The sequence below is a fragment of the Streptomyces sp. NBRC 110035 genome (assembly GCF_000829695.1).
In the GTDB taxonomy this organism is placed as follows: domain Bacteria; phylum Actinomycetota; class Actinomycetes; order Streptomycetales; family Streptomycetaceae; genus Streptomyces.
In genome coordinates, this window is the sequence record NZ_BBNN01000017.1 from 179,019 (window position 1) to 198,490 (window position 19,472).

Below are 19,472 nucleotides of genomic sequence, written 5' to 3' on the forward strand. Positions count from 1 at the left end.
GATGTGCCGCGTCGTCGGGGTGCCGGCCCGAAGCGGACCGGGGGCGGGCCCTGATGCGTGGGTACGGAGGGGGTTCCGCACGGTCGAGGCCGTGTTGGCGTCGATCCGGCCGGAGCCCCGGAAGGAGTCACGGCCTCGTGGGACCCGTCTGGAGGCCACGAGGCCGTGTCACGCTGTCCCGCAGCGACTGCGGAGGAGTTCCACCCCGTCGCCTTCGAGATCGTCGCAGTACGTCGCACGCCCGGTCATGGCCATGACCAAGGTTGAGGTGCGGCCGGACACGAGAGGCCCGGAACCGGTCGTGAACGGGCCGTCGTCCGCTACAAGTCTCAGGCCGCCGATGCGTCCCTTGGCAACGACCACGAGGTCCGAGCCCCGGTAGTACTCGGCCGTTTCCGTGACGACCCCGATCGGATAGTCGCGGCGGATTCCCAGCGGGCGCCGGATGTCCTCTCCGTGCACGATCGTCTCGCCCAGCATGGCGATGGCAGGAAGGGGAGGCTTGGTCGTGCTCGGGACGACGCGCCGGAAACGTTCAAGGGTCTCGCCCGGGGTCGCTCCGAGCTGCTCGGCCAGCCGCATGGCCACCTGCTTGTCGAAGTCGAACCGGCAGCGGATCACACCCGCCAGCCAGCTCACGGCGTTGAGGCTCGCGCCCGCGGTCAGGTGCGCCAGCACCTCACGCACCGTCAGACCGGTGCAGAGCGAAGGCGTTGCCCATTGTTCGTCCGTCAGATCCGCGAGATCGGCCGCCAGTGCCGCTCGCTCGGTGCGGATCAGGGACCAGATCCCGGTCTCGCGATCGGGGTCTGCTGTCGGTGCAGGATCAGTCATGTGGGCCGGACTCCTGTCAAGGATCGTCATCTGCGGTGCCCCGGCCCGAACAGCGGACGTCCGACAGGGGCGTTCCCAAAGGAGACTCTTGCTCCGGGGCGAAGTCATCGCCGGTGAGCGATCTTTTCTCCGGCGTCCGGACCCGGACCGCACGCCACCGGCAGCTACCGCGGCGAGCCTGCCGTTGGTGAGCCGAGCCGGTTCAAGAGCAGTTGCAGCTCGGGCAGCGCGGAAGACGCTGACGAGTTCGGCAGTTCCATCGCGGTGGGGGGTGCCGACGGCGACGGCTGTGCCGATCTCGCGGTGAGGGCTCACGGAGAGGACGTGGATGCCCAACGGAACACGGGCAGCGTCCTTCTCCTCGAGGGAAGAGGGAAGAGGGAAGAGGGAAAGGCCTGCTTGCGGCGGGCTCCGTACTCTTCACCCAGGACCCCCAGGACCCCCAGGCCCCCCAGGCCCCCCAGGCCCCCCAGGACCCCCAGGATGCCCCGGGCATACCCGGCATGGTCGAGAACGGCACCACCGCGCGCGGCGACCGGTTCGGCAGGGCCGTCCAGCTCGTGGACGCCACCCGTGACGGCAGGGCGGAGCTGGTGATCGGCGCGCCTGGTGAGAGCGGCCGAGGCAGCGGGGCGTGGGTCCTGCGCGGTGCCGTCGACGGCGCGACCGGCACCGGTTCCTTCGCCTTCGGCCTCGGCGCAGGGCTTGGGGCGGATTCGACAGGTGAGCCGCGCCCGGCACCGCGCACCTCGGCCACCGCTGGATCACCCTGCACCTCGGCGCGCACCTGACCCGCCACCCGCCTCCGTTGCCGCGTCGAGTCCCAGCGCATGCCATGTCGTGATGTTTTTCGATCAACCCTTGCCTAAACGTGACACTCCTCGCTGCGGGCAATGCGCGTTTGACGTGCATGTCGGACTCATTCGGGTGGACAGAGAGCGACGGGACACCTTGAATCTGACGAGACGGCAGATCCTTTGGGGATCCCTGTTGTTGTCGCCCCGTCTGTGGGGCCGACTGGTGAATTCGCGCTCGGGGGGGTGTGCGTCTGTTCTGCGATGCGAGCAATTCCGTTGCCAGTCATGTGAGTCGGGGTCGATTCCAGGGTTTTCCATGGGTCCTCGGCTCGACGGATTCCGTGTCTTCCTCCCTCCGTTCCGGCGTACGCGCCCGGGGTGAACGGATGCAGAAACCATGTGAGGAAGAGGATGAGGAAACGCGTTACGCGGACACTGCTGTCGTGCACGGCGGCCGGGGCGGCCGTCCTGGGGCTGGGTGCGGGGCTCTCCGGCTTGGGACCGGGCGGGCAGGAGGCGCCGCCGATGGCCGCGGTGGCGGAGGGGGACCCGGGGTACGCCGTCGAGGACTTCGCGTACCCGCAGGCCGACAAGATCCTCGAGGAGCAGGGCATCCTGCTCAAGCGGGGGGACGGGCACATCGTTCTCGCCGCGTGTGACAGCGGGACGGGGCTGTTGAAGGTCTACACGCGCAACAACAGCACCGTCTGTTTCCGCACCACGGGCGACAGCGGCTACCTGAGCCTGGAACTGCCGGCCGTCTACGGCGTGCAGACCAACGCGTACCAGGCCGACCTGCACACCACCGTCGAGGACGAGGAACACCAGTACGAGGTGGATCCCAACTCCTTCGCCCCCGTGGGGGAGGCCGCCGACCCGGAGGGCCGCCGGCACGTCCTCGTCGAGATCGTCACGTCCAAGTAGCCGCCACCCGCACCACTTCCCGGTCCGTGCCCCCGCTTCGGGACGCCCGGACCCGGGTCGCCATTCGTCTGTGCGAGGACCTTTCATGCCTGATCTCCGACAACGGGCGGTCGGCCGGACCGCCGCCGTCGCGGCCGCCGCGCTGTCCGCGACACTGCTGGCCCCCGTCTCCGCGCACGCGGTGACGGGTACCGCAGAGAGCGACAACACCCGTGGTGTCACCGCGCGCCTGGACATCGGACAGGGGCAGCGGGCCTGCTCCGCCGCGCTCGTCGACCCCGAATGGCTGCTGACCGCGGTCAGTTGCTTCGCCGAGGACCCGGGCGCCGAGCTCTCCGCGCCCGCGGGCGTGCCCGAGCTGAGAACCACGGCCACCATCGGCCGCACCGACCTGACCACGACCGCCGGACAGGTCCGCCAGGTGGTGGAACTCGTGCCCCGCACGGACCGCGACGTCGTGCTGGCCCGGCTCTCCGGCCCGGTGCTGAACGTCCCCCCGGTGCCGCTGTCCGCCGTCGCCCCGTCGGCGGGAGAGGACCTGACGGCGACCGGCTACGGACGCACGACGGACGAGTGGGCGCCGCTCAAGCTGCACTCCGGCACCTTCACCGCCGCAGCAGGCCCCGACGGGGTGGACCTGCCGGTCACCGGACAGGACGGCGCGGCGGTGTGCGCCGGCGACACCGGCGGCCCGCTGCTGCGCACCACCTCCGCCGGCACGGAACTCGTCGGCATCAACAGCCGCTCCTTCCAGGGCGGTTGCTTCGGCGTCGACGAGACGCAGACCAGCACCGACGCGGTCAGCGCCCGGGTGGACGACCTCGCCTCCTGGGTCGCCTCGAAGGTCGGGCGGACCCCCTTCGCCGACTTCAACGGTGACGGCGTCGAGGACCTGGCCGTCGTCGACCCGCGGGCCACCGTCGGCGGCGACGCCGACGCCGGTCTGGTACGCGTCGTGTACGGCGGTGACCGAGGCACCGACGAGATCAGCCAGGACGTCTCCTTCGTGCCCGGCGGCGCCGAGCCGGGGGACCGGTTCGGCGAGGCCCTGGCCGTCGCCGACCACAACCAGGACGGCTACACGGACCTGATCGTCGGCATCCCGTACGAGGACCTGGCCGGCCAGGCCGACACGGGCATGGTCTCGGTCATCCACGGCTCCCGTGACGGGCTCGGCAAGGGACCGGCGTCCCTCAACCTCGAACAGGGGCAGGGCAGCGGGGACATCGGCGGCACGGCCTCCGAGGCCGGCGACCTGATGGGCTTCTCCCTCGCCGCGGGCCGCACCGCCTCCGGCGCCTCCTACCTGGTCATCGGCGTCCCCGGCGAGGACATCGGCAGCGCGGTCGACTGCGGTGCCGCCTTCTACGTCCAGGGCGACAGGAGCGTCGCGGTCAACCAGGACAAGGACGAGCTCGCCGGCACGGCGGAGTCGGGCGACCGGTTCGGCCACTCCGTCGCCGCCGACTCCCGCTACGTCGCCATCGGGGTTCCCGGCGAAGCGATCGGCACCCTCGCCGAATCCGGGGGCGTGCACGTCATGAACCACGCCTTCAACGCGGCCGGCGCCGTCACCCAGGCCCACTCCCTCCACCAGGACACCGACGGCGTGTCCGGAGTGGCCGAGGCCGGTGACGAGTTCGGCTCCTCCGTCGCGCTGACCGAGTACCGGCCCGAGGGCGAGAGCACCGCGACGCGGTCGGTCCTCGCCGTCGGCTCCCCCGGCGAGGCGCTGACTGTCGGCACGGCCGGCCGGGACGACGCCGGACGTGTGGTCACCTTCCAGCTCACCCACGCCGGTGGCTGGAGCGAGCTGCAGGACATCCAGCAGGAGAAGGCCGACGTCACCGGTGTCGCCGAGAAGGGCGACCGGTTCGGCGAGAAGGTCGCCGTCGCCAACACCGACCCCAGGGCGGCCGGTTCCGTCACCAGCATGCTGCTGGCCGTCGGCATACCCGGCGGGACGGTGGACGGTGCCACCGGCTCCGGCGCGGTCCAGAAGTTCTCCCTGCTGGGGCTGCCCGGCGACCACGACCGCTGGATCGAGCCCGGCCTCGTCGGCCTGCCCGGCACCCCCGGAGCGGGCGAACGCCTCGGCACCGCGCTCACCGCCACCGGCACCCGCATCTACCTCGGCATGCCCAACGGCCCCAGCACCTACGGCGCCGTCCACACCATTCCCTGGACCAACGTCACCGACGGCCCGGTCCAGGACGCCGTCACCCACCAGCCCGGACAGGACGGCCTGCCCGCCGCGGGCAAGGCGTTCGGCACCACCGTGCAGCAGCCGCACGGCCGGGTCGGCTGTCGCACGGCCGACCCGGAGCCGTACCGGCGCTCCCGCGCCGTTCTTCCGGCTCCCGGCGCCCGGGGCTTCCCCGGGCGCCGGGAGCCGGGGGTGAAGCACACCGCCGTCCTCCGTACCGAACCCTTCGTCGTCCGAAGCGAAAGGACCCAAGGCCGTGCCACCGACTCTGTGGAGCAGACGCCGCCTCCTCACCACCCTGTCCGCGCTGGTCGCCGCGCCCGCGCTGCCCGGTGCCCTGACTCTCGCCTCCGCTCCCGCGTACGCGGCGGACGGCATGCCCGAGCTGCCCGACCGGCTGCCGGACACCGACCGGGGACAGGTCGTGTGGGCCTACCGGACCGGTGGCCGTGCCGTGCGCGAGGCCGCCGTCGCGGCCCTGACCGGCGGCGACGCCCGGATCAGTGAGTTCCTGACCGGCGAACTGCCCGTGGCCCGGGCCGACGACAACCGTTTCGCCATCTTCCGGAGCCTCGCCTGGGCCGGGCAGTCCGTACAGGAAGGCGCGCAGCAGGCCCTGTCCGGGGGTGACGAGGCGGTCGCCGCGTACCTCGAGGACGGCTACCGGGCGCGGCTCCTCACCGACCTGCGGGTCGAGGTCTTCCGGGTCATGAACAACGGGGGCCCGGGGGTGCGGCGGGAGGCTGCCGCGGCTCTGGAGAAGGACACCCGGGAAGCGCTGCAGACCTTCCTCGACGAGACCCGGTTCACCGCGCGGGACGAGGACGAGCGGGTCGAGGTCTTCACCCTCCTGGCCAAGGCGTCCCCGGAGGTGAAGAAGTACGCCGAACGGGCCCTCGAGGACGGCTCGCCGGAGGCCATCCACTGGTTCCTCACCACCGGACAGCACATCGCGCGCGCCCGTGACGAGGAAACCGCCACCATCGACCAGCTCGTGGCGATCGTCGAACGGGAGGGCAAGCGGGCCAAGTCCAAGACGGACAAGGCCGTCACCGCGTCCAACCAGGCCAAGGAGGCCGCGGCCAAGGCGAAGGAGGCGGCCCTCACGGCGGCCGCCGAGGCGAAGGCCGCGCAGAACGACGTCCGCAAGTCGGCGAAGGCCGCGGACAACGCGGCCGACGCCGCGCGCGGCGCGGCCCGTGCGGCGCAGACCGCGATCAGCGCCTCCCGGGCCGCGCAGGCCGCCTCGCAGCGGGCGGCGTGGGCGGCCCAGGCCGCCGCGGCCGCGGCGGCGCAGGCCGGCCGGGCGGCTTCACGTGCCTACAACGCCGCCATCGCCGCCTCGGGTGACGCGTCCAAGGCGTCCGCGGCACGCACCGCCGCCGAAGGCGCCCGTGACGCGGCCGCCAAGGCGCGCACCGCCGCGGCCGCGGCACGCCAGGCCTCCGTCGCCTCCGAGCAGGCCGCCTCCGCCGGTTCCGCGGCCGCCTCCGCCGCGAACAACGCCGCCGCCGCGGCCACCGCGTCCGCCGAGGCGGCCGACGCCGCCGGCGTCGCCACGGACCAGGCCCGCCGGGCCCGTGCCGCCGCCGAGGACGCCAGGGCACAGGCGGCCCGTGCCACGAGTGCGGCGAGCGTGTCCCAGCGTCTGGCGGGTCGGGCCGCCGCGGCCGCGGCCGAGGCGCACCGGGCCGCGAACTCCGCGGCCGACCACGCCGACAAGGCGGCCGCCGCGGCCGAGGAAGCCGCCGAACACGCCGGGGAGGCCGTCGAGTACGCCAAGCGGTCCAAGGCGTACGCCGAGGCCGCGGTGGAGGCGGCGACGACCGCCGCCGACGCGGTCAAGGAGGCGCAGGAGGTGGAGACCGCGGCCCGTGAGGCGGAGGCCGACCGCATCCTGCAGGACACCGAGATCGGCATCATCGCGGCCCGGCTCAAGGCCGCCGAGGAGCAGGAGGCCCTGGAGCGGATCACCGAACAGCGTTCCCAGAGCGACCAGCTGACCCAGGAGATCACCGAGCTCGTCGAGCAGGCGGAGAGCGCGTTCGCCGCCGGGGACGAGGCGGCGGCGGTGGGCTTCGGCCGCAGGGCCGCGGTCAAGCTCCTCGACAGCCACGGCACCTGGACGCGTGAGGCAGCCGAGTTCGCCCTCGCCGGCGGCGACTACGAGGTGCTCAACTGGATCGACGCCGACCGCATCGGGGCACAGCAGCAGGACGACCGCGAGACCGTGCTGGCCGTCGCCGAGGTGGCCGCCCCGGATGTCGCACAAGCCGCTCAGCAGGCCCTGGAGAGCGACGACGCGAACGCCCCGCGGGCCTTCCTCGAACACGGGATGACGCAGGCGGCCGCCACCGAGAACCGCGTCACCATCTTCAAGATCCTCGGACAGGAGCCCGGTCCGGCGGTCAAGGCCAAGGCGGAGGCAGCCCTTTCCGACGGCAGTGCCGAAGCGTTGTTCCGCTTCCTGAGCGCCGAGTACGCCGAGGCGACCAAGGAGGACGACAGCGTCGAGATCTTCAGGCTCCTCAACGAGGGAGGGGCCTACCTCCGGTCGGCCGCGAAGGTGGTGCTGGAGGGGTCCGCCCTGATGCGGCGGTCGTTCCTCGCACACGACCAGTACGACGTCGCCCGCCTCGACCACGACACCGATGCCCACGTCGCCGCGATACGGGCCGCCATCGCACACGCCGCCCACGTCGCACAGAAGGCCCTGGAGGACGCCGCCCGTGCTTCCAAGGCGGCGGCGGAGGCGCGGGACGCGGCCGAAGAGGCCTCCGACTGGGCGGCCAAGGCCCGGGACTACGCCGACGACGCAGCCCGCGCGGCCACACGGGCCCGTGACAACGCCACCGCGGCCGACGCCTCCGCCGCCAAGGCCGCCGCCTCGGCGGAGCAGGCCACGAAAGCGGCGTCCGTGGCACGCTCCGCGTCCCGCGCGGCCAACTACTCCGCGAACCAGGCCTACGCCTCGGCGACCCAGGCCCAGGCCTCGGCCGTCTCGGCGGCCCGGTCCGCGGCACAGGCACGCGCCGCGGCGACCCAGGCCGGCCAGGACGCGCGGGCCGCGGCGGCCGCGGCCAGCGAGGCGCACCGCACCGCCCAGCGCAAGCGGCAGCAGGAGATCGCCGCCGCGGCGGCCGAAGCGGCACGCAAGGCCAGGGAGAGCAGGGAGAACGGCACCAACCCGGCCGACACCCCCGACAGCGACAGCAACGACGCGAAGAAGGAAGCCGAGTTCCTCGGCATCAGCGCGGACGACTGGACCACCTGGTCCGGCCGCGTCAGCACGGTGGCCGGGACGATCTCCGCGGTCGCCGGCGGCGCGGCGATCATTGCCGCGCTCATCCCCGGTGGCCAGCCCGTCGCCGCGGTCCTCGGCGGGGTCTCCCTCGTCGCGGGAGGCGTGTCCCTGGTGGCCGGCGGCATCAACGTCATCGCGACAGGGTTCTCCGCGGGCTGGTGGGGTGACGACTTCAACAAGTCCCTGGGCACGTTCGCCCTGAGCGCCATGTTCTTCGGCAAGGGGCGCGCCATCAGCTGGGCCTCCAAGAAGGTGCCGGGCCTCTCCGGGATCGCGGACGAGGTCGGCACCAAGCTGTCCGGGTTCCTGGAGGACACCACCACGGCCGCCATCGGATTGCTCAACTGGAGCTGACCGCGAGCAACTCGGGGAAGCGGCCCCGGGAAGCACCGTCAGGTGTGAGGGTGTGAGAGAGCCGGCCGGGTGGGTGGCACCGTGCGAGCGTGCCGCCCACCCGGCGTCACGGAAAGAGAGGGGCGGAAGAAGTGGACGCAGGGTACTTGTCGGTGACGCAGTGGTGGTTCGTCGCCCTCGTCGTCTCAGCGCTTTTCCCCGCAGCGTTCTACTACTGCCTCAGGAGCAGGAAGGGTGCGCTGTACTCCCTGGTGGGCCCCGCGATCGGAGCTCTTTCCGTCCTGGGGTACAGCGGGATGCGAGGGCACGCGGAGGAAGAGGCCCTGGTCATGTTCTCCGTCTCCCTTCTCTCCGTGGCCCTCCTGGTCGTCGCCGTCAGACCGGAGGTGCTGAGGTACGCCGAGGGGGCCCGGCGGGGGGAGGAGTACGAGGTCCCGAAGTGGAAGGTCAACCTCTACGCGGTGCTGACCCTGTCGTTCGCCGTCGGCCTGCTGTTCCTGCTGCTGTAGGGGCGGCCGCGCACCGCGATCACGCGGGGCGGGGCCTCGAAGGCCCCGCCGCCCCCTCGGACCGGCGCAGAGGACGGTCCCGCCGTCACCGCGGTCCGTACTTCCGCCCCGACCGCGAGGTGAGCCCGCCCAGCATGCCCCGCGGTACCAGCTTCGCCGCCCCCATCAGTGTCTTGTAGCGCGGGTCCGGGATCGACACCGTCCTGCCGCGGGCCAGGTCGGCGAGGGCGGCCTCGGCCACCTTGTCCGCGTCCAGCCACATCCAGTTCGGGATGTTGTCCGTCCCCATCCCCGCACGCTCATGGAACTCCGTGCGGACGAACCCGGGGCACAGCGCCATCAGGCGGACGCCGTTGCCCGCCAGGTCCTGCGCCGCACCCTGGGTGAACTGCACGACCCACGCCTTGGACGCCCCGTAGGTCCCGCGCGGCACGAACGCCGCGGTCGAGGCGACGTTCACCACGCCCCCGCGCCCGCGCTCCCGCATCGCCTCCACCGCAGCCGTCGTCAGCCGGAGCACTGCCTCGCAGTGCACCTTGAGCATCCTCAGCTCGTCCGCCACGGAGACTTCGAGGTACCGGCCCTTGTTGCCGAAACCCGCGTTGTTGACCAGCAGGTCGACCGGGTTCCTGCGATCGCCCGACCGCTCGGCCACCGCCTCGATGCCCTTGTCCTCGGACAGGTCGGCCGACAGCACCTCCGCCTCGATACCGTGACGGTCGTGAAGCTCGGTCGCCTGTTCCCGGAGCCTGCCGAGGTCGCGGGCCACCAGCACCAGGTCGTGTCCGTCGGCCGCCAGCCGCCGCGCGAACGCGGCACCGATCCCGGCCGTCGATCCCGTAATCAGAGCGGTTGTCATGGCCCAAGACTAGTTACCCGGAGTCCGGGTGTCCGGTCGGCACCGCCGCCCCGGCCGGTGCACCGAAGTCCGGCCGGATCAGTCACCCCCGCGCCCGCCCCTCCATCCGCCCGGCCTTCCTGCCCGGCAGCCGGTGCCGGGCTGCCGGTGCCGGCTGCCGGTGCGCGGTGGCCGTCCGTCAGAAGCCGCTTTCCGCCGCGTACTTCTCCCCGGTCTTCTCCCCGCGCTTCCCCTCGTCCCCCTCCTCGTACTTCTCCACGTACGCCCGCGCCGTCGCCAGCGCCTCCGGGTGCAGCGCGTCCCCCGCGGCCAGCAGCCGCGGCAACAGGGCCCGCTCGGTCGTCGCCGCCCGGAACTGCAGGGCGACCGTCACCTCGTGATCCGGCCGGTGCACGATCCGTATCGGGTCGCCCGCCCGGATCTCACCGGGCCGGATCACTCGCAGGTACGCGCCCGGTGCGCCGCGCCGCGTGAACCGCTTCACCCAGCCCTTCTCACCCAGATGGCCCTGGAAGGTGCGGCAGGGAATGCGACCCGAGGTGACCTCCAGCACCACCTCGGACCCGATGGCCCACCGTTCGCCGATCCGGGCGCCGGACAGGTCGATCCCCTCCGTGGTGAGGTTCTCGCCGAACGAGCCGTTCGGCAGCGTGCGCCCCAGCACGCCCTCCCACTCGTCGAGGTCCTCGCGGGCCATCGCGTACACCGCTTGGTCGTTGCCCCCGTGGTGCCGTGTCTCGCACACCGCGTCCCCGGCCAGTCCGCTCGCGCCGACCCCCTTCGGCCCCGGCGCCGCCACCCGCACCGGCGCGTCCACCGGCCGCTTGTCGATGCCGGTCACGCCCTCGGGCTGGTCCGTGTACGGCACGGCCTCGGGGCGCCCCAGATTCACAGAGAGAAGCTTCATGAGGGCGCACCGTAGGCGATGCCGAATCAAAGCGTCGAGTCAATATTCAGGGCTCTGCCAAAGGACGGCTTATCCTCGGAGTGTGATCGAAGCCCGTCATCTCCGAGTGCTGCGCGCCGTGGCCACCACCGGTTCGTTCTCCGCGGCGGCCAGGGAACTGGGCTGCACCCAGCCCGCCGTCAGCCAGCAGATGAAGGCGCTGGAGGCGTCCGTCGGCACACCGCTGCTCGTCCGCACCGGACGGGAGATGCGCATGACGCAGGCCGGGGAGGCACTGGTGCGTCATGCCGCCGGAGTCCTCGCCGGGCTGACGGCCGCCGAGGAGGAGGTCGCCGCCATCGCCGGGCTGAGGGCGGGGCGGGTACGGCTCGTGTCCTTTCCCAGCGGCAGCTCGACGCTCGTCCCGGCAGCCCTCGCCGCGCTCCGTGACGCCCACCCGGGCACCCGTGTCTCCCTGGAGGAGGCCGAGCCGCCCCGGTCCGTCGAGATGCTGCGCGGGGGCGACTGCGACGTGGCCCTCGCCTTCCGCTACGAAGGGGCGTCGGGCGCCGAGGAGTGGGACGACCTCGTCGTGCGGCCGCTGCTCACCGACCGGCTCGTGGGGCTTGTGCCCGAGCGGCACCCGCTGGCGCACGCGGAGTCCCTGTCCATAGGGGAACTCGCCGGGGAGCCGTGGATCGCCGGCTGTCCGCGGTGCCGGGGGCAGCTGGTCGAGGTGTGCGAGTCGGCCGGCTTCACTCCGCGCATCGACTTCGCGACCGACGACTACCCGGCGGTCGCGGGACTGGTGGGTGCGGGGCTCGGGGTTGCCGTCCTGCCCCAGCTCGCCGTCGACTCCGTACGGCCCAGGGGAGTGCGTACCGTCACCCTGGAGCCCGCGGTGCGGCGGGAGATCGTCGCCCTGACCCTCCCCGACCTGGCCCAGGTGCCCGCGGTCGGCGCGACGCTCGACCAACTGGCGTGCGCGGGCGGTCACTAGCCGGGCCCTCCGGCCCTCCGGCCCTCGCGGGTGGCCGACGCGCTGCCGTCCCGCCCCGTTCCGTCCGGTTTTGCCCGGTAACCTGCTGCGAAAAACGAAGGGCACCCGTGCGTGCCCGATGTGGAGAAACGTTCCTTCAGGTGTTCGAAGCGGCGTGCCCGCCGGCCGTCGAGGCCGACGCGGAGACCGGCGCCGACACCGTCGGTGATCCCGGTGCCGCCGGCGTCGGTGCCGACGGGGCCGACACCAGCCGGTGGCGCGCCCGGCCCATCAGCTCTTCGCGCTCGTCCTCGGTCAGTCCGCCCCACACGCCGTACGGCTCGCGTACGGCCAGTGCGTGGGCGGCGCACTCGGCGCGTACCGGGCACCTCATGCAGACCTCTTTGGCCGAGTGCTCGCGAGCGCTTCGTGCGGCACCCCGCTCGCCCTCGGGGTGGAAGAAGAGCGAGCTGTCCACCCCACGACATGCGGCCAGGAGCTGCCAGTCCCACAGGTCCGCGTTCGGTCCTGGAAGGCGGGAGAAATCTGCCATTGCGTGACCCCTTGTAGCCGTTCTGGGCGGATCCGGTGTCCACGACCGTACAACTACGATCAAAGGAGATGAAAATATGACTCATTGCGAATCTAGTCTCAGACACCAGTGAATGGGAAGAAAAAGGTCCGAACGGGGCACGGCTTGTGAGGAAAGTTCGAGGGTGCGCCGCGCGTGTCTGCACCGTGTCCGCCCCCTCACGTAGAGTGCCGAAGTCGGCAGGCGGCCCCGTAACTCTTTCGGGTGACCGTCGTTGAGAGTGCGAGGCGGTTGAAGGAACAAGCGCTCGGGCAGGTGTCCGAAGCGGTCGACCGCACAGGTGACGATTTCGTACCAGCCTGGAGGCTCAAGGTGACGCGCATCAGCTGCGGAGGGCGGTCATGACTTCCGTCCTCGTCTGCGACGACTCCCCGCTTGCCCGAGAGGCGCTTCGCCGCGCGGTCGCGACCGTGCCCGGCGTCGAGCGCGTGACGACGGCCGCCAACGGCGAGGAAGTGCTCCGCCGCTGGGGAGCCGACCGCTCGGACCTGATTCTGATGGACGTGCGCATGCCCGGCCTGGGCGGTGTCGAGACCGTCCGGCGGCTGCTGTCCGCCGACCCCGGCGCACGGATCATCATGCTCACCGTCGCCGAGGACCTCGACGGTGTGGCACTCGCGGTGGCCGCCGGCGCCCGCGGCTATCTGCACAAGGACGCCTCCCGCGCGGAGCTGCGTGCGACGGTCACGCAGGCCCTCGCCGACCCGACCTGGCGGCTCGCCCCGCGGCGGCTGCGTTCGGCGGAGATGGGCGCCGCGCCCACGCTCACCGCGCGTGAGATCCAGGTCCTCGAGGGCATGAGCCACGGCCGCTCCAACGCCGAGATCGGCCGCGAGCTGTTCCTCTCCGAGGACACCGTCAAGACACACGCCCGGCGGCTCTTCAAGAAGCTCGGCGCGTCGGACCGGGCCCATGCGGTGGCGCTCGGGTTCCGGTGGGGCCTGGTGCGCTAGGGGCTGTTGCGGAAGTGGCGCCTGCCGTGCGACTCCCGGTGCCCCGCCCGTACCGGGTACGCCCGGTACGGGGGCTTCCGGGCGGCGCGCCGAGCGCACGCTCCCCGAGGCTCCCGGCTTCGCTCGAGCAGGAGAGACCCCCATGACGCCACGCGGTCGCCCTCCGGGCGACGACGCCACTTCCGCACCAGACCCCAGCCTTGTCCTCCGGAGCGGAGCGGGCCGGGCCGGCTCCGGTGGACGACGTCGAACAGTGGCCGGGAGCAGGGACAGGGGGAAGTGTCCGCCGCCCGGACCGCACCCGCCCGGACCGCGCAGGCGCGGGCCGCTTCAGCGCGGGAGCGTGCCGGACACGGGCGATGCGCCTGGCGCGGGCTGCCGTCACCCTGCCGGGCGCGGACGCTGCTCCGGCAGGGCGCGCGCCGCGCCGGCCGGCCCAGGACCGGTCCGGACGACAGGTCCTGCGGGCGTCCGCGCGCATGCCGTCGGCAGAGGCGTGAAACGCCTGGTCCACCAGGGTGCCGAAGCCGGTTGCCGAGCGCCCTGTGCCTGTTTCGCCGCGGATGACGCATCCTTGAGGTGTGGAGTTCCTCGGGGACAAGTCGGTCGAGCGGAAGGGGAGGGCGCAGGCGATGAGTTCCGGCGCACCTGCTCATAACGCTTCGGTGCACAACACGGGGCGGGGTGCCGCGGAGCCGGCGCCCGCAAGGCACCATGGACCGATGCGCGACGACGAGGCGGGCACGGCCCGCGGGGCGATCGGTGCGCTCGTCCACCGTGCCGTCGACGGAGACGAGCAGGCCACGCACGATCTGCTCGCCCACGTCCACCCCCTGGCACTGCGGTACTGCCGCACCAGGCTGTCCCGGCTCCCGGGCGACGCCCGGCACTTCGTCGAGGACCTCGCCCAGGAGGTGTGCGTAGCGGTGCTCCTGGCACTGCCCCGCTACCGGGACACCGGCCGCCCCTTCGAGGCGTTCGTCTTCGCCATCGCCGCGCACAAGGTCGCCGACCTGCAGCGGGCCGCCATGCGCCACCCCGGGCTGACGGCCGTGCCCTCCGACGAGATGCCCGAGCGTCCCGACGACTCCCTCGGCCCGGAGGAGCGCGCTCTGCTCAGCAGCGACGCCGAGTGGGCCAAGAAACTGATGGCCAACCTGCCCGAGAACCAGCGCGAGCTGCTTCTGCTGCGGATCGCCGTGGGCCTCACGGCGGAGGAGACCGGCCAGATGTTGGGAATGTCACCCGGTGCCGTCCGGGTCGCCCAGCACCGCGCCCTGAGCCGGCTGCGCGCGCTGGCGGAGCAGTAGACGCCGCCGAAACCGACCGCCGCCCGGCCGCCCCTGGGGCGCTGAACGGGCTCGCGGCCGATTCCGTACACACGTACAAGGGCCGGAGCCCCGTGGAACCATGGAATGAGACAGCTCTCCTGCCCGTTAGCATGGACATCCGCACCGATCAAGGCCATTTGGGGAAGGTGTCATGACTGCGAACGTCGACGGAGTGCCCGGTAAATTCGCGACACTCGGGCTGACCTACGACGACGTGCTGCTGTTGCCGGGCGCGTCGGACATGGCGCCCGACGAGATCGACACCGCCTCCCACGTCTCCAGGAACGTGCGGGTCAACGTCCCGCTGCTGTCCGCCGCCATGGACAAGGTGACCGAATCGCGCATGGCGATCGCGATGGCACGCCAGGGCGGCGTCGGTGTCCTGCACCGCAACCTGTCCATCGAGGACCAGGCCAACCAGGTCGACCTGGTGAAGCGTTCCGAGTCGGGAATGGTCACCGACCCGATCACCATTCACCCGGACGCCACCCTCGCCGAGGCCGACGCCCTGTGCGGCAAGTTCCGCATCAGCGGCGTCCCGGTGACCGACGGCAACAAGAAACTGCTCGGCATCGTCACCAACCGCGACATGACCTTCGAGACCGACCGCTCACAGCGGGTGCGCGACGTCATGACGCCGATGCCGCTGGTCACCGGCAAGGTCGGCATCTCGGGTGCGGAGGCCGTACAGCTGCTGCGCCGCCACAAGATCGAGAAGCTTCCGCTGGTCGACGACCACGGCGTCCTCAAGGGCCTGATCACGGTCAAGGACTTCGTGAAGGCCGAGCAGTACCCGAACGCCGCCAAGGACGGCGAGGGCCGGCTGCTGGTCGGCGCCGCGGTCGGCGTCGCGGGCGACGCCTTCGAGCGCGCCCAGGCGCTGATCGAGGCGGGCGCCGACTTCATCGTCGTCGACACCGCGCACGGCCACTCCCGCCTCGTCGGCGACATGGTCGCCAAGATCAAGTCGAACTCCGCCGGCGTCGACGTCATCGGCGGCAACATCGCCACGCGTGACGGCGCGAAGGCCCTGGTCGACGCGGGCTGCGACGGCATCAAGGTCGGCGTGGGCCCCGGCTCCATCTGCACCACCCGTGTCGTCGCGGGCGTGGGCGTGCCGCAGGTCACCGCGATCTACGAGGCCGCGCTCGCCGCCAAGGAGGCCGGTGTCCCGGTCATCGGCGACGGCGGCCTGCAGTACTCCGGCGACATCGCCAAGGCCCTGGTCGCGGGCGCCGACACGGTGATGCTGGGTTCGCTGCTCGCGGGTTGCGCGGAGTCGCCGGGCGAGCTGCTGTTCATCAACGGCAAGCAGTTCAAGTCGTACCGCGGCATGGGATCGCTCGGCGCGATGCAGACCCGCGGCGACCGCAGGTCGTTCTCCAAGGACCGCTACTTCCAGGAGGGTGTCGCCTCCGACGAGCAGCTCGTCCCCGAGGGCATCGAGGGCCAGGTGCCCTACCGCGGCCCGCTCTCCTCGGTGGTCCACCAGCTGGTCGGCGGTCTGCGCCAGTCGATGTTCTACGTCGGCGGCCGGACCGTGCCCGACCTGCAGGCGAACGGCCGGTTCGTACGGATCACCTCCGCGGGGCTCAAGGAGAGCCATCCGCACGACATCCAGATGACCGTCGAAGCACCCAACTACAGCAGCAAGCGCTGACAGCACCACAGCCGCAGCCGCCGACGGCCCGCGCAGGCGTGTGACGCACGCGCGGGCGACGGCTCGTTCCAGTCGTCCGAGGGCGGCCCGGGAGAGGTCCGGGCCGCCCTCGCGTTGTTCGTCCGGGGTAATGCGGAGTGACGCGGGGCGATGCGGGGCGTGACGGTCGGGGATACTGGAAGGCGCTGCAACGCATCAGGGAAAGGCCACAGACGTGACTGAGATCGAGATCGGGCGAGGCAAGCGCGGCCGCCGGGCGTACGCCTTCGACGACATCGCCGTCGTCCCCAGCCGCCGTACGCGGGACCCGAAGGAGGTCTCGATCGCCTGGCAGATCGACGCCTACCGTTTTGAGCTGCCGTTCCTGGCCGCCCCCATGGACTCGGTGGTCTCGCCGGCCACGGCGATCCGTATCGGTGAGCTCGGCGGCCTCGGCGTGCTGAACCTCGAAGGCCTGTGGACGCGCTACGAGGATCCGCAGCCGCTGCTCGACGAGATCGCCGAGCTGGACGCCGAGACGGCCACGCGCCGCTTCCAGGAGATCTACGCCGCCCCCATCAAGGAAGAGCTGATCGGGCAGCGCCTCAAGGAGGTGCGCGACTCGGGCGTGGTCACCGCGGCCGCGCTCTCCCCGCAGCGCACCGCCCAGTTCTCCAAGGCCGTCGTCGACGCCGGCGTGGACATCTTCGTGATCCGCGGGACGACCGTCTCGGCGGAGCACGTCTCCGGCTCGCACGAGCCGCTCAACCTGAAGCAGTTCATCTACGAACTCGACGTCCCGGTGATCGTCGGCGGCTGCGCCACCTACACCGCGGCCCTGCACCTGATGCGCACCGGCGCGGCCGGCGTCCTGGTGGGCTTCGGCGGCGGCGCTGCGCACACCACCCGCAACGTGCTCGGCATCCAGGTCCCCATGGCGACCGCGGTCGCCGATGTGGCGGCCGCCCGCCGCGACTACATGGACGAGTCCGGCGGCCGGTACGTGCACGTGATCGCGGACGGCGGCGTCGGCTGGTCGGGCGACCTGCCCAAGGCCATCGCATGCGGCGCCGACGCGGTGATGATGGGCTCCCCGCTCGCGCGCGCCACCGACGGTCCCGGCAAGGGCAACCACTGGGGCATGGAGGCGGTGAACGAGGAGCTGCCGCGCGGCAAGAAGGTCGACCTCGGCACCGTCGGCACGATAGAGGAGATCCTCACCGGTCCGTCGCACACGCCCGACGGCTCGATGAACCTCTTCGGCGCCCTGCGCCGCGCCATGGCCACCACCGGGTACAGCGAGCTGAAGGAGTTCCAGCGCGTCGAGGTGACGGTGGCGGACTCCCAGCACCGGCGATGACGTGATGCCGCGCCCGCACGGAGCGCGGCGCGCACGACGCCCTCGAAAGTCCTGAGAGTGAGGACGGGGCCCGGCCATCCGTAAGGGGCGGCCGGGCCCCGCCGCATGTCCACGAGGGTGGCGCCATGGTGAGGGGGCGGGTGGGGCGCGAGGAGGGCGCGCGGTTGCCTTCGGCGTGAATATCGGGAGACGGGCCGATTCGGGACGGTAATGTCCGTGTCCGGCGGCCCGGTTCTCTGGGAGGCCCCCTTCCAAGGACACGATCCGGACCCCGCCCTTCGGGGCCCGGCCCGATTCCGAACGGACCGCCCTACCGGCTGACGGACGGCCTCGTGGAAGGGGGCGTGTCCATGGGGCGCCGCCGCAAGCCCACCCGCTGGGACCGGATCCGTCGGGGGACGGTGAAGTGCCGGAGGAGGTGGATTCTGCGGGTTTTGGATGGTGAGCGGCCACCCCTACGAGACATAGGGGTGGACACTTCGTGATCCATCCGGAGCCTGCCGCAGCGCCCTCTGCGGTGAGCCCCGGCTGAATCCCAAAATACCCGCGCCGGGCGCCGTCCACCACCAGCTCCTGGAGCACGGGACGCCGTGGGCGCCCCCTCTCGCCCCTCTCACAACCGGTGTGCCGCGCCCGTCGGAGTGGCCCCGCGGGTGTCCAGCAGCAGCTGCGCCTTCACGGACAGGCCCTGGAGGTCGTACGTGCGGTGCTGCTGGAGCAGGATCGTCAGGTCGGCGTCGGCGGCGGCCTCGTACAGGGAATCGGCGCGGGGGAGGGGGCGGTCGAGCACGCTCCAGGACGGGACGTGCGGGTCGTGGTAGCTGACGGAGGCACCCAGCTCCATCAGCCGCATCGCGATCTCCCGTGCGGGGCTGCCCTGCTGGTCGGCGAGGTCGGCCTTGTAGGTGACGCCGAGGAGGAGCACGCGTGCGCCGCGGGCGGACTTGCCGTGCTCGTTGAGGAGCGCGGCGGCGCGCTGGACGACGTAGGGGGGCATCCTGCCGTTGACCTGCTGGGCGAGTTCCGCCATCCGCAGGGTGCGGCCCGTGTGGGCGGTGAGGTCCTGGGCGAGGGCGTGGCCGCCGACGCCGGGGCCGGGGCGGAAGGAGTGGAAGCCGAAGGGTTTGGTCTCCGCGCAGCGGATGACGTCCCACAGGTCGACACCCAGGTCGTGGCAGAGCACGGCCATCTCGTTGACGAGGGCGGTGTTCACGTGCCGGAAGTTGGTTTCCAGCAACTGCACGGTCTCCGCTTCCCGCGGTCCGCGCGCGCGGACGACCTTGTCGGTGAGCCTCCCGTAGAACGCGGCGGCCGACTCGGTGCAGGCCGGGGTGAGACCGCCGATGACCTTCGGGGTGTTGGCGGGGGTGAAGTCGCGGTTGCCCGGGTCGACCCGGCTGGGGGAGTAGGCGAGGTGGAAGCCGTGACCCGCGCGGAGGCCGGATCCGGATTCGAGCAGGGGGCGGAGGAATTCCTCGGTCGTTCCGGGGGGTACCGGGGACTCGAGGATCACCGTGGTGTGCGGGCGCAGCCGCGCGGCCAGGGTGCGGGCGGCCGCTTCCACCGGGCCGAGATCCAGCCCGCCTTCCGCGCCGCGCGGGACCGGCGCGCAGACGACGGCGGTACGCACCCGGCCCAGCTCGGCGGGGCCGGTGATCACACGGAACCCCCGGGCGGCCATGCGGCGCAGCTCGGCGGGGCTGAGGGAGGCCGCCTCCGGGCCGGTCCGGTAGCCGATGGTGGGGATGCCGGCGGCGACGGCTGCCTGGGCCAGGGGCAGGCCGTACGGGCCGAGTCCGATGACGGCGAGATCTGCGGGCATGGCGTGGGCCGTCCTTCCCAGTAACCGAAGCGGGACAGGCGCGCAAGCCCGGTGGACAGAACGAGCGAGCGCAATGTCAGACTAGGAGTAAATATGACCGATATGCCGTATTGATCGGCTGAG

Annotated in this window: 15 protein-coding genes and 1 pseudogene; 11 read left to right on the forward strand and 5 right to left on the reverse strand. The window is 72.1% G+C overall.

Annotation, left to right across the window (positions count from 1 at the left end):
• Positions 1 to 168: 168 nt before the first annotated feature.
• Positions 169 to 834 carry a maleylpyruvate isomerase family mycothiol-dependent enzyme gene (locus tag TU30_RS05405; protein WP_042165194.1) on the reverse strand — a complete coding sequence of 222 codons (666 nt, stop codon included), beginning with the start codon at positions 832 to 834 and terminating at the stop codon, positions 169 to 171.
• A gap of 258 nt (positions 835 to 1,092) precedes the next feature.
• Here TU30_RS05405 and TU30_RS36400 point away from each other — a divergent pair, with 258 nt between their 5' ends.
• The 6 genes and pseudogenes from TU30_RS36400 to TU30_RS05435 all read left to right on the forward strand — a co-directional run bounded on the left by TU30_RS36400 (position 1,093) and on the right by TU30_RS05435 (position 8,928).
• Positions 1,093 to 1,431 (forward strand): hypothetical protein, encoded by a 339-nt coding sequence (locus TU30_RS36400; RefSeq protein WP_267889328.1) that lies wholly within the window; start codon positions 1,093 to 1,095, stop codon positions 1,429 to 1,431.
• On the forward strand, positions 1,338 to 1,625 hold the full coding sequence (locus TU30_RS35930; protein WP_052479747.1) for an FG-GAP repeat protein: 288 nt from the start codon (positions 1,338 to 1,340) through the stop codon (positions 1,623 to 1,625). The genes TU30_RS36400 and TU30_RS35930 overlap by 94 nt, the downstream gene beginning before the upstream one ends.
• A gap of 417 nt (positions 1,626 to 2,042) precedes the next feature.
• On the forward strand, positions 2,043 to 2,555 hold the full coding sequence (locus TU30_RS05420) for a hypothetical protein (protein WP_234307786.1): 513 nt from the start codon (positions 2,043 to 2,045) through the stop codon (positions 2,553 to 2,555).
• Between the two features lie 85 nt (positions 2,556 to 2,640).
• A pseudogene (locus TU30_RS38220) lies at positions 2,641 to 3,696 on the forward strand (trypsin-like serine protease); the annotation flags it as partial.
• A 1,321-nt stretch (positions 3,697 to 5,017) separates the two neighbouring features.
• Positions 5,018 to 8,419, forward strand: coding sequence for an ALF repeat-containing protein (locus TU30_RS05430; protein ID WP_052479748.1), 3,402 nt, complete (start codon positions 5,018 to 5,020; stop codon positions 8,417 to 8,419).
• A 131-nt stretch (positions 8,420 to 8,550) separates the two neighbouring features.
• Positions 8,551 to 8,928: a hypothetical protein gene (locus tag TU30_RS05435; RefSeq protein WP_042165203.1), complete on the forward strand. Its 378-nt coding sequence runs from the start codon at positions 8,551 to 8,553 to the stop codon at positions 8,926 to 8,928.
• An 85-nt stretch (positions 8,929 to 9,013) separates the two neighbouring features.
• Here the strand turns inward: TU30_RS05435 and TU30_RS05440 are convergent, their stop codons facing one another.
• On the reverse strand, positions 9,014 to 9,787 hold the full coding sequence (locus tag TU30_RS05440; RefSeq protein WP_042165205.1) for an SDR family oxidoreductase: 774 nt from the start codon (positions 9,785 to 9,787) through the stop codon (positions 9,014 to 9,016).
• Between the two features lie 178 nt (positions 9,788 to 9,965).
• On the reverse strand, positions 9,966 to 10,694 hold the full coding sequence (locus TU30_RS05445; RefSeq protein WP_042165207.1) for an MOSC domain-containing protein: 729 nt from the start codon (positions 10,692 to 10,694) through the stop codon (positions 9,966 to 9,968).
• 82 nt (positions 10,695 to 10,776) lie between these two features.
• Here TU30_RS05445 and TU30_RS05450 point away from each other — a divergent pair, with 82 nt between their 5' ends.
• Complete coding sequence (locus TU30_RS05450; RefSeq protein ID WP_042165209.1) at positions 10,777 to 11,673, forward strand: LysR family transcriptional regulator; 897 nt, start codon at positions 10,777 to 10,779, stop codon at positions 11,671 to 11,673.
• Positions 11,674 to 11,809: 136 nt separating this feature from the next.
• Here TU30_RS05450 and TU30_RS05455 read toward each other — a convergent pair whose 3' ends face one another.
• Complete coding sequence (locus TU30_RS05455) at positions 11,810 to 12,205, reverse strand: WhiB family transcriptional regulator (RefSeq protein ID WP_042165211.1); 396 nt, start codon at positions 12,203 to 12,205, stop codon at positions 11,810 to 11,812.
• A 380-nt stretch (positions 12,206 to 12,585) separates the two neighbouring features.
• On the opposite strand from TU30_RS05455, the gene TU30_RS05460 reads away from it, so the two are divergent.
• The 4 genes from TU30_RS05460 to TU30_RS05475 all read left to right on the forward strand — a co-directional run bounded on the left by TU30_RS05460 (position 12,586) and on the right by TU30_RS05475 (position 17,527).
• Positions 12,586 to 13,197, forward strand: coding sequence for a response regulator transcription factor (locus tag TU30_RS05460; RefSeq protein ID WP_003948568.1), 612 nt, complete (start codon positions 12,586 to 12,588; stop codon positions 13,195 to 13,197).
• 722 nt (positions 13,198 to 13,919) lie between these two features.
• Positions 13,920 to 14,507 carry a sigma-70 family RNA polymerase sigma factor gene (locus TU30_RS05465; RefSeq protein ID WP_042165213.1) on the forward strand — a complete coding sequence of 196 codons (588 nt, stop codon included), beginning with the start codon at positions 13,920 to 13,922 and terminating at the stop codon, positions 14,505 to 14,507.
• Positions 14,508 to 14,679: 172 nt separating this feature from the next.
• Positions 14,680 to 16,188 (forward strand): IMP dehydrogenase, encoded by a 1,509-nt coding sequence (gene guaB / locus TU30_RS05470; RefSeq protein ID WP_042165215.1) that lies wholly within the window; start codon positions 14,680 to 14,682, stop codon positions 16,186 to 16,188.
• A 214-nt stretch (positions 16,189 to 16,402) separates the two neighbouring features.
• Positions 16,403 to 17,527 carry a GuaB3 family IMP dehydrogenase-related protein gene (locus tag TU30_RS05475; protein WP_042165218.1) on the forward strand — a complete coding sequence of 375 codons (1,125 nt, stop codon included), beginning with the start codon at positions 16,403 to 16,405 and terminating at the stop codon, positions 17,525 to 17,527.
• 613 nt (positions 17,528 to 18,140) lie between these two features.
• Here the strand turns inward: TU30_RS05475 and TU30_RS05480 are convergent.
• Positions 18,141 to 19,349, reverse strand: a complete 1,209-nt coding sequence (locus TU30_RS05480; protein WP_042165222.1) for a nucleotide sugar dehydrogenase — start codon at positions 19,347 to 19,349, stop codon at positions 18,141 to 18,143.
• Between the last annotated feature and the right edge of the window lie 123 nt (positions 19,350 to 19,472).

What these genes read in the sequence shown, in the direction of transcription:
- TU30_RS05460 (WP_003948568.1), top strand. Translation starts at nt 12,586, where the DNA reads ATGACTTCCGTCCTCGTCTGCGACGACTCCCCGCTTGCCCGAGAGGCG.
- TU30_RS05480 (WP_042165222.1), bottom strand. Translation starts at nt 19,349, where the DNA reads ATGCCCGCAGATCTCGCCGTCATCGGACTCGGCCCGTACGGCCTGCCC.
- TU30_RS05440 (WP_042165205.1), bottom strand. Translation starts at nt 9,787, where the DNA reads ATGACAACCGCTCTGATTACGGGATCGACGGCCGGGATCGGTGCCGCG.
- TU30_RS05445 (WP_042165207.1), bottom strand. Translation starts at nt 10,694, where the DNA reads ATGAAGCTTCTCTCTGTGAATCTGGGGCGCCCCGAGGCCGTGCCGTAC.
- TU30_RS05420 (WP_234307786.1), top strand. Translation starts at nt 2,043, where the DNA reads ATGAGGAAACGCGTTACGCGGACACTGCTGTCGTGCACGGCGGCCGGG.
- guaB (WP_042165215.1), top strand. Translation starts at nt 14,680, where the DNA reads ATGACTGCGAACGTCGACGGAGTGCCCGGTAAATTCGCGACACTCGGG.
- TU30_RS05455 (WP_042165211.1), bottom strand. Translation starts at nt 12,205, where the DNA reads ATGGCAGATTTCTCCCGCCTTCCAGGACCGAACGCGGACCTGTGGGAC.
- TU30_RS35930 (WP_052479747.1), top strand. Translation starts at nt 1,338, where the DNA reads ATGGTCGAGAACGGCACCACCGCGCGCGGCGACCGGTTCGGCAGGGCC.
- TU30_RS05465 (WP_042165213.1), top strand. Translation starts at nt 13,920, where the DNA reads ATGCGCGACGACGAGGCGGGCACGGCCCGCGGGGCGATCGGTGCGCTC.
- TU30_RS05405 (WP_042165194.1), bottom strand. Translation starts at nt 834, where the DNA reads ATGACTGATCCTGCACCGACAGCAGACCCCGATCGCGAGACCGGGATC.